This is a genomic window from Bacillus sp. MRMR6, assembly GCF_001940785.1.
Taxonomy (GTDB): domain Bacteria; phylum Bacillota; class Bacilli; order Bacillales; family Cytobacillaceae; genus Neobacillus.
On sequence record NZ_MSLS01000017.1, the window covers coordinates 83,161 to 97,799 of the forward strand.

Consider the following 14,639-nt stretch of genomic DNA (forward strand, 5'->3'; position numbering starts at 1 on the left):
TAACTAACTAAGAACACAACGGTATAGATTGCTAAACCCCAAAAAGGAACGCCCATTAATTCACAACTCCTTTACTGTTATTGTTATTGGAATTAATATTTTTACTTTTTAATTCAGAACGGATCCATATAAAAATAATGCTTAATAAGATGAGAATAGATGCCCACGAAATGATATTATGAGAGTTAAATAGATTCTTTTCGGGCCCAAATATATAGTTTACATGTGCAGGAATATTCATTAAATAACTTGTAACCTCGTTATCCTCCGCTTTCTTTAAAACAGGGAAACTATTTCTTTGAACCATATTTTCTTCTGTTGTTTGAAAATCAATTTGTACAACATTTGATTGACCATCAGCCGGGTGCATAGGCACAAATATTGGCGTTGCATATTCCCCTTCTCCCACCGATAATGTATAGCTAATTTCGTAGGTGAAAGTCCCAGAAACCCCACTAGGTATGTTTACAATATATTTGTCAAGTGATTCGAATTCTTCAACCGTAAATTCTAGTTGATTCCCTTCAGAAATAAATTGGAGATTTTCCGGTTTTATATCATTGATGTTGGAAAAAGTATGTTCAATCTGATTACCACTAAAGTCCCCTTCACCTTTTAGTACGATAGTTTGTTTGATTTCGTAATTGCTTTCGCCATCTGAGATAATCGAAATATCTGCTTTATCCAGCGTTTTCGCAACAGGTTCTGCAGCATAACTTGTAATTTGGAATGTTAGTAGAGATACAAGTATGACAAAAAAAGTAACAAGTTTCTTCATTTCCTTCCCCCCGCTTGATCATTTTTAATACATTACTCAAGGAAAAATTCTTTTTCTTTATACAAGTTCTGAAGTCTTAAAACTCGTTCTATCACTTCCTTTTCATATTTGGTTTCAATACCAGTAGCTATGATATTTAATAAACTCATTACAGAGCTAATGGGAATAAAACTTTCGGAACTAGCATTGATTTGAGTTGTAAGCGTTATATCTGAGATGCGGGAAATCGGTGATAAAAGATGATCGGTAATGGTAATTAACTTTGCCCCCTGTTTCTTTGCCATTTCAGCAATTTCTAAACTTGGAGTCGCGTAACTTGGCAAAGAGATAAATATAAATACGATTTTTTTATCCCTATCCACTAATAAATTATCTGGATAATTGGATGTATTAGATGTTATCAAGTCTACATTGGTTCTCATCATATTTAATTTCAAATAAAGCCAGTGAGCTGCAGAGTACGAAGCCCTAAATCCTACAATTTTCACTTCATCGGCACCCATTATTTCATCGATAGCCATCCAGAAATGATTCATATTCAAACTACTCTTTAAAGACTTTAATATATCTATTTCCTTATCAATTAGGTCATCGATAAAATCGTTACTGTTATTCTTTTCATCATTTAATGCAACAGGACCCATTTCTTTTTTTGATAGGTAGTCTTTTTGAATAAACTTTTGCATTTGAGAAAAACTCTCAAAATCCAACGCATACGATAAGCGAACAACGGTTGTTTCACTTACATCCGCTTGTTTGGCAATTTGTAAAGCGGTTGACATACTAAATGTGGCTACATCCTTTAATAAAAGATCGGCTACTTTTTTTTGTCCTTTCGATAACGTTAAATACTTTTCTTTCATTAACTCCTGAATACTCATTGAAAATTGCTCCATTCTAAAAAAAAGGATGAAATCTTTTTTTTTATAATAAAAAAGAATTAAATCATTCATTTCTTATTATAATATTCTAAAAATTTAAAATTGTAAAGAACTTTATCAGAACTTCTACCAAGAAATTTATGGGCACGGTCCTTTAAGGGGACAATCGAAAGTTTTGCGCGGAAAAAGGCCTGACTAGCGGTTATTCGCTAGTCAGGCCTTTTTATGTTTTTTTCGGGTAGGATCTTTTCGCAAAATTTTTGATTGCCCTAGAAGAATGAAGTCGCGGTTATGGCCGTTCATCCCAATCAAAAATGGGTTACAGATATGACTGAGGTTTTGATGGGACAGGAAAAGCTGTATATTTCTGCGGTTATGGATTTATTTAACCGTGAAGTGATTGCCTTTGAAATGAGTTCAAGCCCTAATAAGGAGTTGATAAAAGCCACCATTAAAGCAGCACAGAAAAGGCGAAAATTGGATACATTGGAGGGCGTTCTGATTCATAGCGACCAAGGAAGCGTGTACAGATCTCACATGTATCACAATTTAAGTAAGGAGCTGCACTTCATACCGAGTATGTCACAAAAGGCAAACTGTTGGGATAACGTTGTTATTGAGAGTTTTTTTTCACAGTTAAAAACTGAATTCCCTTGTTTTATCCCAACTGCCCTATCGATTCTTTTCAATAAAATCTAAAGAAATATATTCGCTATTACAACGAAAAACGAATCTATCATAGAATGGGATTCGTTTCTCCAAAACTATATTATTTAAATTACCAAAATGCATCATAAATGTCGAATTTATTGATGTCTATTTTTACGGGGCTTGACCACAGGCACGGAAATAATTTGTAAATACCTATAACGATATAATAAAAAAAGTATTCGAGTAGCAAATATTAATGATATTGTTCCTAACCTCCCCCCTCGGAGAATACCTCTTACTAACATTCAATATAGGCATGTTGATAAGAGATTTTCGATTAACTTTCATACATTTAGTATCCGACATAACCATCAAATAGAATTTTACTTTAGAGCACTATGCAGAATGTTTCCAACCGATTGCCGAATACTACCAGAAAGAATCAAAATTTAGAGTCCCCCCAATTAAAGTTCTTTAATTAGCATTCTTAGAGATCTCCTTAAAAAGATAATTCTTTACAAATAAAATGTTACCCTACTGGATTTGCTTATGTGAAAAAGGATAAGAAAAAGAAGAAGAGGAAGTTCAAAAGTATCTTGAAAAAGAAGAGCTTGCCTTTTTTTTATATTAAAATTTCCCACCTTTTCTTAAAACCAACAAAATCTTAAGATATAAATAATTTCCGACGGTTAATTTCATATCACGCAAGAAGCTAAAAAAAGCTCCCCAAGAGTTTAATCAACTAATGAGAAGCCTCTTTTATATACCTTATGTTAGCATATTGATAGCAAATCCCTCAAAACCCTTAAATATCAAGGGATTTAGCAGCAATTACATCATGCCGCCCATGCCACCCATACCGCCCATGTCAGGCATTCCCATGCCGCCACCAGCTGGTTCTGGTTTGTCTGCAACAACTGCTTCAGTTGTTAAGAACATTGCCGCAACAGATGCAGCGTTTTGTAATGCATAACGTGTAACTTTAGTTGGGTCAACGATACCAGCTTCGATCATGTTTACCCATTCGCCAGTTGCAGCATTGAAGCCTATGCCAACTTCTTCGCGCTTTAAGCGGTCAACGATAACTGATCCTTCAAGGCCAGCGTTGTGAGCAATTGTGCGTACAGGCTCTTCCATCGCACGTAATACGATGTTGATACCTGTTGCTACATCACCTTCAGCTTGGATTTCAGCTACTTTGCTGTATACGTTAAGAAGGGCTACACCACCACCGGAAACGATACCTTCTTCAACTGCAGCACGAGTAGAGTTCAAAGCGTCTTCGATACGAAGCTTGCGCTCTTTTAGTTCAGTTTCAGTAGCAGCACCAACTTTAATTACTGCAACACCGCCAGCTAATTTAGCTAAGCGCTCTTGTAATTTTTCACGGTCAAATTCAGAAGTAGTTTCTTCTAATTGAACACGGATTTGGTTTACACGTGCGCCAATTGCAGCAGTGTCTCCAGCACCTTCAACGATCGTTGTGTTCTCTTTAGAAACGACAACCTTAGCAGCGCGTCCTAATGAGTCAATTGTAGCTGACTTAAGTTCACGGCCTAACTCTTCAGTGATGACTTCACCGCCAGTTAATGCAGCGATATCTTCAAGCATTGCTTTACGACGGTCACCAAAGCCTGGAGCTTTAACCGCTACAGCATTGAAGGTTCCACGAAGCTTGTTCACTACTAATGTAGCAAGTGCTTCGCCTTCAACATCCTCAGCAACAAGCAATAATGGCTTGCCTTGCTGTACCACTTGCTCAAGTACAGGAAGAATTTCTTGAATGCTAGCAATTTTCTTGTCAGTGATTAAGATATATGGATTGTCTAAAACAGCTTCCATCTTGTCTGAATCAGTAACCATGTAAGGAGATGCATATCCACGGTCAAACTGCATACCTTCAACTACGTCTAATTCAGTTGTGAAGCCTTTAGATTCTTCTATTGTGATAACGCCGTCGTTGCCAACGCGCTCCATTGCTTCAGCAATCAATTGGCCCACTTCTTCGTCAGCTGCAGAAATAGAAGCAACTTGAGCGATAGAAGCTTTACTTTCGATTGGCTTAGAGATCGCTTTTAATTCCGCAACTGCAACAGCTGTAGCTTTTTCAATCCCTTTACGGATTCCCATTGGGTTCGCACCAGCTGTAACGTTCTTTAGGCCTTCGCGAATCATCGCTTGAGCAAGAACGGTCGCAGTTGTTGTACCGTCACCAGCCACATCGTTTGTTTTGCTAGCTACTTCCGCAACAAGCTTAGCACCCATGTTTTCGAATGCATCTTCTAATTCGATTTCTTTTGCAATCGTTACACCGTCATTTGTAATAAGCGGTGAACCAAATTTCTTCTCAAGTACCACGTTGCGTCCTTTTGGTCCAAGAGTAACTTTAACTGCATTTGCTAGAGCATCAACACCACGAAGCATCGCGCGGCGTGCATCTTCACTAAACATAATTTCTTTAGCCATTGTTTAAAAAACCTCCTCGTATTTTATAAACGTCGTAATAAGTTTTTTAGTAAGAACCTTACTCTACAACAGCAAGGATATCGTTTTCACGTAAAATTAAGTATTCTGCACCTTGGTACTTCACTTCTGTACCAGAGTATTTTGAGAAGATAATGCGATTGCCTTCAGAGACTTCAAGAGCTACACGTTCGCCATTTTCTAGCACACGGCCAGTACCTACGGCAACGACTCTTCCTTCTTGAGGCTTCTCCTTAGCTGAGTCCGGTAAAACGATACCGCTTGCAGTCTTTTCTTCTGATTCAACAAGCTCAATGATAATGCGATCACCTAATGGTCTTAACAATTGAAACAACCTCCTCAAATATATATGTAATTCTGTATTATTAGCACTCGCACCTAATGAGTGCTAACACAATTATTATCATAATGAATACGAAAAAATTTTGCAAGTATCATGCACACTTTTTTATAAAAAAATAGTTAATTTCTTACAACCCTACAAGTATGTGATTACCAAAGATTTTTATACCTACCAAAAAGATAATACGTTAAAATTGAAAGATTTACGCATTTATGAGTAGAATGAAGAGTAGTGTAGAATTAATATGATTAGATCCTAAAGGAGATTTACATTTGAAAAGGGAATATTGGATTATACTTATCGTCTATATTGCTATGCAATTATCCAGTTTGTTAGGTATACCGGGTTTGATGTTTATATTTGGCTATCTTGGCATGGATCAAGGCTTGGTTATCCCGTACTGGCTCATTTTTAGCTTTTCATTCGCTTTGATTATTATTTTATTTTTATTACGGAAAGAGATGAGAAAACCTCGGCTGGATGAGAGAGGAAGTTCTTTTTCTCAGTCCGCAGTCTGGGCTGTTGCGGGCATTTTTTTAGCTTTATTTTCACAAGCCCTTGCGGCAAATATTGAGCGCCTGATTGGAATCGAAATGGGTTCTGAAAATACACAGCAAATAATGCGGATCATCGAATCCTTCCCACTTGCCATTTTAGTAAGTTCCGTCCTCGGACCGATTCTAGAAGAAATTGTTTTTCGAAAAGTCATTTTTGGTTCGCTTTATAAACGGTTTAACTTTTTTGTTTCGGCCCTTATCAGCTCGGTGATATTTGCATTAGCTCATATGGAGCCGCAGCACCTGCTGCTTTATTCAGCAATGGGCTTTACCTTTGCTTTTCTCTATGTAAAGACAAAAAATATTATCGTTCCTATTTTTGCTCATGTTAGCATGAACACCTTAGTTGTCGTCATTCAGTCTGTATATAAGGATGATATTGAAAAATTAATCCGTGAGGCTGAGGCGCTGCAAAACTTTATCGGAGGCTTTTTATGAGACGTTCACCTTTGTTCTCTGCATTCATATATATCTTGCTAGGCTTTTTATTTACCTATTTCGCTGTTGAGGATGTTAGTCAAAATGGCTGGGGCTTTTTCAGTTACTTGCTAGTCCTCCTCGCCACCTTTGACTTTGGTTCAGGCGTAAAAATACTCTTCTTTTACTTTAAATATAAAGACAAATTGAAAAAATAACAGTTTTGGTCTTCATAACCGGATGAAGGCCATTTCTCTTGCTTTGCAACCGGGCTTTGGTCTTCATAACCCGGATGGTGACCATTTCTCTTGCTATGCAGCCGAGTTTTGGTCTTCATAACCCGGATGGTGACCATTTCTCTTGCTATGTAGCCGAGCTTTGGTCTTCATAACCCGGATGATGGCCATTTCTCTTGCTATGCAACCGAGTTTTGGTCTTCATAACCCGGATGATGACCATTTCTCTTGATATGCAACCGAGTTTTGGTCTTCATAACCCGGATGATGGCCATTTCTCTTGATATTCCACCGAGTTTTTGCCTTCATAACCGGAAGAAACACATTTTTTCTTTACTCGAAAAATTTTACCGAAAAAATATGGCCTTCCTTTTTGGAAGGCTTTTTTATTCAATTGCTTCTGTCGGATAATGTTTTAAAAAGTAAATGAGCGACTGGAGTTCCACTGCTAAATCAATATGATGGACACGAATTGAAGGCGGGACATTTAGCCTCGCAGGAGTGAAGTTTAAAATTCCTTTCACATTCGCTTTCACTAATCGATCGGTAATCATTTGAGCAGCAGCTGATGGAACTGTAAGGATTGCGACCGGGATCGTATCATTACCTAAATAGTTTTCTAAGTCATCCATATGATACACGGGAACATCGCCAATTGTCGTTCCCATTTTATTTGGATCGACATCAAATGCACATTCGATTTTTGTATTGTTATTTTTTAAAAAATTGTAGTTTAAAAAAGCGGTACCAAGGTTACCCACACCAATTAACGCTACCTTCGTTAGTTCATCCTGATCAAGGGTTTTACGGAAAAATGTCAGCAGGTAATTTACATTGTAGCCGTACCCTTTTTTGCCTAAGGCCCCAAAATAAGAAAAGTCCCTGCGAATGGTCGCAGAATCGACCTTAACCGCCTCACTTAGTTCTGCTGATGACACTCTTTGTTTACCCGATGAATGGAGGTTTTTCAAGAATCGATAGTATAACGGTAATCGTTTTGCTGTTGCCTGTGGTATCTTCATCGTTTCATTGCTCATATTCTCCCCACCCCATAAATGTTCTTTGCTATTACTTTATTTGTTCAGTTCGACGAAAATCACCGTTTTTCCCCCCGGTTTTTTCCACCAAAAAGGTCTGTCCAATCACCATACCCTTATCAACTGCTTTACACATATCATAAACGGTTAACGCACAAGCAGACGCAGCTGTTAGCGCTTCCATTTCAACACCTGTATTCCCTTTTGTTTTCACTGATGCAGCAATAGAAAGTTTATATGTATGATGGCCGTCTTGATCCCAGGAGAAAGAAATATTCACTCCTGTTAAAGGAATCGGATGACACATCGGAATAATGTCCCAAGTCTTTTTCGCCGCCATTACTGCAGCTATTTGAGCGACTGCAAGGACATCGCCCTTTTTCATCTCATTATTGGTAATCTTATCATAAATTTCTTTACTAACCGTTATGCTGGAATGTGCAATAGCAGTTCGAACAGTTTCTGGCTTATCGCTAACATCCACCATTTTTGCTCTGCCATCTTCATTAAAATGAGTAAATTCTGCCATATATAAAATCCTCCCAATAATAGATCATACACTATTTTCGCTTCTATGTGTGTGAAACTTCGAACGAATGTTGATAATTTACATTTTTTTCATATAGTTTTTTTATCCTACTGTCTTAACTATAACACAGTTTATTGCCGACATTCATTGAATGCGGTACACTAAATCTAAGTAATAGAGGTGAAAAAAATGATTTTGTTACAAGTTAATCAACTAGCAAAATATTATGGTGCTGACCTTATTTTATCGAATATAAAGTTAGAATTACAAACTCGAGACCGCGTAGCCCTCGTCGGCAGGAATGGTGCGGGTAAATCCACGTTATTAAAAATTATTGCCGGCCATCTATCCCATGATGGTGGGGAAATCATTAAGCCAAAAGGGGTAACCATTGGTTATTTGGCACAGAACACAGGTTTAGAGTCGAATTTGTCGATTTGGGACGAAATGCTGACTGTTTTTGATGATTTGCGAAAAATGGAGAAATCACTGCGTCAGCTCGAAGAAAAAATGTCGGATCCTGCTGTCTTGGAGAATAATGACAGCTATGAAAGAATTCTCAAAGAATATGACCACCTACAGGTTACGTTCAAGGAACAGGGTGGATATCAGTACGAAGCAGATATCCGTTCTATCTTGCATGGCTTAAATTTCCCTGATCACTCGCTAATGATTTCAAGTCTAAGCGGGGGACAGAAAACACGTCTTGCCTTAGGAAAATTGCTACTAACGAAACCCGATATTCTAATATTGGACGAGCCGACAAACCATCTCGACATCGATACATTATCATGGCTTGAGCAGTATTTGCAGAGCTATAATGGCGCAATTTTAATCGTATCACATGACCGCTACTTTTTAGATAAGGTTGTCACACAGGTATATGAAGTTTCACGGCAGCAGATTCAAAAATTTATAGGTAATTATAGTACTTACCTAGAGCAAAAAGCCGCCAATTATGAGCGTGATCTAAAAATGTATGAGAAACAACAGCAAGAGGTGGCCAATCTTCAGGATTTTATTAATCGAAATCTTGCTAGAGCCTCAACGACAAAAAGAGCTCAAAGCCGACGTAAAAAGCTAGAGAAAATGGAGTTAAGGGACCGGCCTCTTGGGGATGAAAAGTCTGCCACCTTTTCGTTTGAAATTAACAAACAAAGCGGTAATGATGTTCTGACCGTTGAATCTTTAGGGGTTGGTTATACGGGAGAAAAGGTATCGGAAAATATTTCATTCCGGGCTTATCGAGGGGAAAGCATTGCTTTAGTCGGTCCAAACGGTATTGGGAAATCCACACTTTTAAAAACATTGATTAATAAGCTTCCAGCCCTAGGTGGAACGATACAATATGGTGCCAATCTCGCCATTAGTTATTACGACCAGGAGCAGGCTGAATTAACATCAAACAAACGTGTTCTTAATGAACTTTGGGATGAATGGCCGTTAACTGGAGAAAAGGAAATTCGTACTGTATTAGGGAATTTTCTCTTTTCCGGTGATGATGTTTTAAAGATTGTTTCCACATTAAGCGGCGGGGAGAAAGCTCGGCTTGCTCTTGCTAAACTTATGCTAGAGAAGGGAAATGTTTTAATCCTTGATGAACCGACGAACCACTTGGACCTTGATAGTAAGGAAGTACTTGAAAATGCCCTTATTGACTATCCTGGAACGATTTTGTTCGTTTCCCACGACCGCTATTTTATCAATCGAATTGCCACCAAGGTATTAGAGTTAAGCAGTCACGGCAGTACAGAATATCTAGGCGATTATGATTACTATCTAGAAAAAAAGCTGGAGCAAGAAGAGTTAAAGGCTTTAGATGCTGCTAGTAGCAGGAAAAAAAACTATCAGACAGAAAGTATCGAAAAAAACAATTTTCAACAAGAGAAAGAAAGTAAAAAGCTCGAACGCCAGCGTAAAAGAAAACTTGAGGAAGTTGAATTGCGCATTGAGGAAGTTGAAGAACAAATTCAAGAATGCGAACAGTTGCTTTGTGAGCCTGAGGTGTTCCAAAACCATGAAAAGGTATTAGAAATTACCCTGAAGAATGAAAAGTTAAAAGCAGAATTAGAACAGTTAATGGACCAATGGGCAGAGCTGGCGGATTAAGATAAAGGACTTGGAGATTACGCTCCAAGTCCTTTTATTAGTTCAGTGGAATGGTTAGGATGTTGATTTTAGCTCCATCCTTTGCGGAGTATACAAAGAGTTCTAGTTGGCTCCCGGCTTTCTCCGTCAACGCTTTATCCAAGGTTATTGTAAATTCTCCCCATGCCGGGGCTCCATCTGTTTGATAATAATTCTCTAATAGAACTTCATTTCCAGATACAACGGCATATTGGAAAACACCTTCAAAAACGCGTGCTTTACCTGTAACAACAGTTTTACCTTCTACTTCTTCCAGCGTCACCTCATTAAATACTTCATTTTCATATACCTGCTTTTCTGGTACCTCGTCGACAATCGGCGTGGGCTCCTCTTGTGGTTTAGACTCTTGAGTGCATGCGGCCAGTCCTGATGCCACGATAAATGACAACAACAACCTCCATTTCATATCTTTCCTCCTCACTCTCTTTTAACTAATATATTCACACTCCTGCTAGAACAACGCTAGAGGATTTCCGACAAATAACATGTAAAATCGACAAGATCCCTACGTTTACTTTCTTAAAAGCAGCTTTTCCACAATCTTATCCACATATCAATACTTTTATTATCAAGTTTCCTTAGACTTTTCCACAATATCCACAGAAAAACCTTAAGTTATCCACATTATACACATGAAAACGGTTACTTACCCACACCTAGAGAAACTTCGACAATTTTTCAAGAAAGGTTATCCACAAGAATTTTTCGACAATTACTTTACAAAATCAAAAAAACCCTTCTAATACTAGAAGGGCTAATCATTATATAATTCAATATCTAAACCCGGATTAGCGTTTAATGATAAATCTGCTCGGATTCCTTTTGCAAACATGATGCTGCCTGCTGCCGCAATCATCGCTGCATTATCCGTACATAGTGACAATGGTGGGATCACTAGGTCTAAATCATCCCTGTTAGAAAAAGTATCCTCTAGAGCCTTTCTAAGCCCCCTATTAGCTGCCACTCCTCCAGCCAATAACAACTGCTTCACATCATACTCTAAAACAGCTCTTTCCGTCTTTTTGACTAACACATCAATAACACTTTGTTGAAAGCTTGCTGCTAGATCTTCCGGAGCAATTGTCTCACCACGCTGTTCAGCATTGTGTACCGTATTAATGACAGCAGATTTCAAACCACTAAAGCTAAAATCATAAGAACCCTCTTCTAACCATGCTCTCGGTAATTCAAGTGTGACACGCCCCTCTTGAGCAAGCCTGTCAATATGCGGACCGCCAGGATAAGGGAGATTTAATGTTCTAGCCACCTTATCGTATGCTTCCCCTGCTGCATCATCTCGCGTTTCACCGATCACCTTAAAATGGCCGTGCTCCTTCATATAGACAAGTTCCGTGTGACCACCAGATACTACTAATGATAATAACGGGAATTGTAATTCTGTAACTAGCCTATTCGCATAGATATGTCCGGCAATATGATGGACAGGTATAAGCGGGATATTATGGGCAAAAGCTAATGCCTTAGCTGCATTCACACCAATTAATAACGCCCCTACTAAGCCTGGTCCTTCTGTGACTGCGATGGCATCAATTTCAGAAAAACTGAGGTTTGCCTGATTTAATGCTTCTTCAATTACAATGGTGATTTGCTCTACATGATGCCTCGATGCGATCTCCGGTACAACACCGCCAAATCGCTTATGACTTTCTATTTGTGAAGCAACCACATTGGCGATAATCTCACGACCATTTTTTATGATAGCTACCGCTGTTTCATCACAGCTTGTTTCAATTCCTATAACCCATTGATCTTGTTTCATAAATTCACCCACATTACTAAAGCATCTTCTTGATTATCTGAATAATAGTTTTTCCGAATTCCGCCATCCTGGAATCCTAATTTACGATAAAGAGATTGTGCAACATGATTGGTCAGTCGTACTTCGAGCGTCATACTCCTTGCACCCATTTCCTTAGCGATCGATATCATTTTTCTTAACAAGGCATCCCCTAGCTTTTTCCCCCTATAAGAAGGCAAGATTGCCACGTTCGTGACATGGGCCTCATCAATGACGATCCAAGCGCCGCAGTATCCAATGATTTTTTCATCTTCCTCTAAAACGATATAAATAGCGAACTTATTATGATAAATTTCATTGTAAAAAGCTTCACGACTCCAGGGAGTTGTAAACGAAGCATGTTCCACCTCTAGGATTTGATCAATATCCTCTTCCTTCATATAACGAAAAACAAAAGAATCTACCATCACTCTCTAATCCTATCCATTTAAATTTTCCCTTTAGCCTCTAACCATTTCATCTCAGCCTCTGCTAAGCGTATATAATTAGGTACAAAGGAATGTATGTCTTCTCCATGCTTTTCAATGCCAATCTGTGCAAGCTCTGACGGACGGGGATTCTGTTCCGTATGAGCTGCTAAAACAGCCTTTCGGCCTAATATATCTTCTATTACCGCTTGATGAATCGGCAAATCATTACCCAAAAATAGAATTGGCTTGCCAGCCTCTTTTAAAGCCTCCACCCAATCAGCCAGCATGACGAGCCGATCATCCTCAACTGCATGAAGTTTTCCCTTTTTATATTGGTAAAGACCAGTATATACCTGTCCTCTTCTTGCATCAAACAGCGGCGAAATAAACCCATCAAAATACCTGCCTGGGCCTGCAGCTAAAACCTCAAGACTTGATACTCCTACAAGGGGTATCTTTAATGACCATGCTAAAGTTTTAGCAATGGTAACTCCAATTCTAACCCCGGTATAAGACCCAGGACCTTTTGCTACGACAATCTTTGTCAGGTCTGCAGGCTTACGGCCACAGTCCTTCATTAATGTCTCTACAGCCGGCATAACTCGGACTGAATGATTCTTTTTTAAATTTGTTATATATTCCCCGAGTACCTGATTTTCTTCGATTAGTGCTACCCCGAGAGTATAATTTGATGTATCGATTGCTAATATTGTCATGAAAAAATCTCCTTACACAATTGCTCATATCTTTTACCTTTTGGTACTAGTACCATTCTTCGATTCACTTCATCCTCACGGTACAAGTAAATAGTCAGCAATTCTGCTGGGAGCTGTTCTTCAATTAGATGAGCCCATTCCACTACAGTAACTCCCTCGCCTTCGAAGTATTCATCAAATCCTAAGTCTTCATAGGCATCTGCCACACGGTATACATCCATATGGTACAAGGGCATTCGACCTTTATATTCTTTGATAATCGTAAAGGTTGGACTATTTACCGTTTTCTTTATCTCTAAGCCCTTTGCCAGTCCTTTTGTAAATGTGGTTTTGCCCGCACCTAAATCACCTTCAAGTGCTATAACATCACCACTTAATAAAAAACGAGCTAACTTTTCTGCAAACAGATCAGTCTCTTCAGGGCCAGAAGTCTTTATTTCATATTGATTCATATAATCACCTTTTTATTAACCATAGTCATATCTTCATTCTACCTTATTTATGAAAAAAAAATCCTTAGGAGTTATCCTAAGGATGCCTATTCTATATGTATTTTACCTAACTTTTAACCGAAGAGCAAAAAAGACATAAAAAAAACGAAACCAAGTTTCGTAATTCTTAACATATAAATGGCGGTCCGGACGGGACTCGAACCCGCGACCTCCTGCGTGACAGGCAGGCATTCTAACCAACTGAACTACCGGACCAGATTGCGGGGACAGGATTTGAACCTGCGACCTTCGGGTTATGAGCCCGACGAGCTACCGGACTGCTCCACCCCGCGACAATAAGAATTAAACTATGTTGTTCATGCCCATAGTTTGAATGGACTGTATCAATCTCAGAATGCATATTCAAGCAGCAGCTCGATTGATACAACTCGCAGATTATTCATCGAAGCAACGCTCGTTGCTCCACCCCTCGACAATAGAAATTATTTCATTGTGAAAAATTTTAAAACAGCCTGGCAACGTCCTACTCTCACAGGGGCGCCTGCCCCAACTACCATCGGCGCTGAGAAGCTTAACTTCCGTGTTCGGTATGGGAACGGGTGTGACCTTCTCGCCTTAATTACCAGACTGTTTATAAGACAGTTATTATTATAACTGTTTTTTCAAGATATAGCAAGAGAAAAATTATAAAAAATTTCATTCCCTCAAAACTAGATATTGTAGAAGAAGTTTTGTAAAACCGAGTTCACCTTACTCATATTGCTATGTTTTGTCCAGCTTTGGCTCCTAACTTCTCGGCCGTTTCGATCCGTCCCTACAAATCCAAAACCAGGATTTGCAGTGCCGGCCCTCCAACGTCTGTCGAAGTTGACCAGTCGCCTCTGCTTTTCTATTTGGTTAAGTCCTCGAACGATTAGTATCAGTCAGCTCCACACGTCACCGCGCTTCCACCTCTGACCTATCAACCTGATCATCTTTCAGGGTTCTTACTAGCTTACGCTATGGGAAATCTCATCTTGAGGGGGGCTTCATGCTTAGATGCTTTCAGCACTTATCCCGTCCGCACATAGCTACCCAGCGATGCCTTTGGCAAGACAACTGGTACACCAGCGGTGCGTCCATCCCGGTCCTCTCGTACTAAGGACAGCTCCTCTCAAATTTCCTGCGCCCACGACGGATAG

The 14,639-nt window shown here is 39.1% G+C and carries 15 protein-coding genes, 2 tRNA genes and 2 rRNA genes; 4 read left to right on the forward strand and 15 right to left on the reverse strand.

From position 1 onward, the window contains the following. Window positions 1-55: 55 nt before the first annotated feature. On the reverse strand, window positions 56-778 hold the full coding sequence (locus tag BTR25_RS16255) for a hypothetical protein (protein WP_075689093.1): 723 nt from the start codon (window positions 776-778) through the stop codon (window positions 56-58). 32 nt (window positions 779-810) lie between these two features. Then, window positions 811-1,659 carry a MurR/RpiR family transcriptional regulator gene (locus BTR25_RS16260; RefSeq protein ID WP_075689094.1) on the reverse strand — a complete coding sequence of 283 codons (849 nt, stop codon included), beginning with the start codon at window positions 1,657-1,659 and terminating at the stop codon, window positions 811-813. A 291-nt stretch (window positions 1,660-1,950) separates the two neighbouring features. Here BTR25_RS16260 and BTR25_RS16265 point away from each other — a divergent pair, with 291 nt between their 5' ends. Next, the gene (locus BTR25_RS16265) at window positions 1,951-2,358 is read left to right on the forward strand and encodes a DDE-type integrase/transposase/recombinase (RefSeq protein WP_075689095.1); all 408 of its coding nucleotides are present in this window, start codon (window positions 1,951-1,953) and stop codon (window positions 2,356-2,358) included. A 783-nt stretch (window positions 2,359-3,141) separates the two neighbouring features. On the opposite strand, the gene groL is transcribed toward BTR25_RS16265, so the two are convergent. Together groL and groES are read right to left on the reverse strand one after the other, a co-directional pair. Further along, window positions 3,142-4,776: a chaperonin GroEL gene (groL, locus tag BTR25_RS16270; protein WP_075689096.1), complete on the reverse strand. Its 1,635-nt coding sequence runs from the start codon at window positions 4,774-4,776 to the stop codon at window positions 3,142-3,144. Between the two features lie 58 nt (window positions 4,777-4,834). Further along, window positions 4,835-5,119 carry a co-chaperone GroES gene (gene groES, locus BTR25_RS16275; RefSeq protein ID WP_075689097.1) on the reverse strand — a complete coding sequence of 95 codons (285 nt, stop codon included), beginning with the start codon at window positions 5,117-5,119 and terminating at the stop codon, window positions 4,835-4,837. 290 nt (window positions 5,120-5,409) lie between these two features. On the opposite strand from groES, the gene BTR25_RS16280 reads away from it, so the two are divergent. Continuing rightward, window positions 5,410-6,132: a CPBP family intramembrane glutamic endopeptidase gene (locus tag BTR25_RS16280; RefSeq protein WP_075689098.1), complete on the forward strand. Its 723-nt coding sequence runs from the start codon at window positions 5,410-5,412 to the stop codon at window positions 6,130-6,132. Then, a complete protein-coding gene (locus tag BTR25_RS16285; RefSeq protein WP_075689099.1) occupies window positions 6,129-6,329 on the forward strand; it encodes a YdiK family protein in 201 nt (66 codons plus the stop codon). The genes BTR25_RS16280 and BTR25_RS16285 overlap by 4 nt, the downstream gene beginning before the upstream one ends. A 404-nt stretch (window positions 6,330-6,733) precedes the next feature. Here BTR25_RS16285 and BTR25_RS16290 read toward each other — a convergent pair whose 3' ends face one another. Together BTR25_RS16290 and moaC are read right to left on the reverse strand one after the other, a co-directional pair. Then, entirely contained in the window at window positions 6,734-7,384 is a 651-nt protein-coding gene (locus BTR25_RS16290) for a redox-sensing transcriptional repressor Rex (protein WP_075689100.1), read from the reverse strand. Between the two features lie 31 nt (window positions 7,385-7,415). Next, on the reverse strand, window positions 7,416-7,913 hold the full coding sequence (gene moaC / locus BTR25_RS16295) for a cyclic pyranopterin monophosphate synthase MoaC (protein WP_075689101.1): 498 nt from the start codon (window positions 7,911-7,913) through the stop codon (window positions 7,416-7,418). A gap of 189 nt (window positions 7,914-8,102) precedes the next feature. On the opposite strand from moaC, the gene abc-f reads away from it, so the two are divergent. Then, window positions 8,103-10,022 carry a ribosomal protection-like ABC-F family protein gene (abc-f, locus tag BTR25_RS16300; protein WP_075689102.1) on the forward strand — a complete coding sequence of 640 codons (1,920 nt, stop codon included), beginning with the start codon at window positions 8,103-8,105 and terminating at the stop codon, window positions 10,020-10,022. Between the two features lie 37 nt (window positions 10,023-10,059). Here the strand turns inward: abc-f and BTR25_RS16305 are convergent, their stop codons facing one another. The 9 genes from BTR25_RS16305 to BTR25_RS16345 all read right to left on the reverse strand — a co-directional run. Next, a complete protein-coding gene (locus BTR25_RS16305) occupies window positions 10,060-10,467 on the reverse strand; it encodes a Gmad2 immunoglobulin-like domain-containing protein (protein ID WP_075689103.1) in 408 nt (135 codons plus the stop codon). 348 nt (window positions 10,468-10,815) lie between these two features. Then, window positions 10,816-11,841 (reverse strand): tRNA (adenosine(37)-N6)-threonylcarbamoyltransferase complex transferase subunit TsaD, encoded by a 1,026-nt coding sequence (tsaD, locus tag BTR25_RS16310; protein ID WP_075689104.1) that lies wholly within the window; start codon window positions 11,839-11,841, stop codon window positions 10,816-10,818. Further along, window positions 11,838-12,287, reverse strand: a complete 450-nt coding sequence (rimI, locus tag BTR25_RS16315; protein WP_075689105.1) for a ribosomal protein S18-alanine N-acetyltransferase — start codon at window positions 12,285-12,287, stop codon at window positions 11,838-11,840. Before rimI ends, tsaD begins: the two co-directional genes overlap by 4 nt. A 20-nt stretch (window positions 12,288-12,307) precedes the next feature. Then, window positions 12,308-13,006, reverse strand: a complete 699-nt coding sequence (gene tsaB / locus BTR25_RS16320; protein WP_075689106.1) for a tRNA (adenosine(37)-N6)-threonylcarbamoyltransferase complex dimerization subunit type 1 TsaB — start codon at window positions 13,004-13,006, stop codon at window positions 12,308-12,310. After that, window positions 13,003-13,458 carry a tRNA (adenosine(37)-N6)-threonylcarbamoyltransferase complex ATPase subunit type 1 TsaE gene (tsaE, locus tag BTR25_RS16325; RefSeq protein WP_075689107.1) on the reverse strand — a complete coding sequence of 152 codons (456 nt, stop codon included), beginning with the start codon at window positions 13,456-13,458 and terminating at the stop codon, window positions 13,003-13,005. The genes tsaB and tsaE overlap by 4 nt, the downstream gene beginning before the upstream one ends. A 178-nt stretch (window positions 13,459-13,636) precedes the next feature. Beyond that, a tRNA-Asp gene (locus BTR25_RS16330) sits at window positions 13,637-13,713 on the reverse strand. Between the two features lie 3 nt (window positions 13,714-13,716). Continuing rightward, window positions 13,717-13,790 (reverse strand) — tRNA-Met (locus BTR25_RS16335). A 178-nt stretch (window positions 13,791-13,968) separates the two neighbouring features. Beyond that, window positions 13,969-14,085, reverse strand: a 5S ribosomal RNA gene (gene rrf, locus BTR25_RS16340). A 266-nt stretch (window positions 14,086-14,351) separates the two neighbouring features. After that, window positions 14,352-14,639, reverse strand: a 23S ribosomal RNA gene (locus tag BTR25_RS16345); the annotation flags it as partial.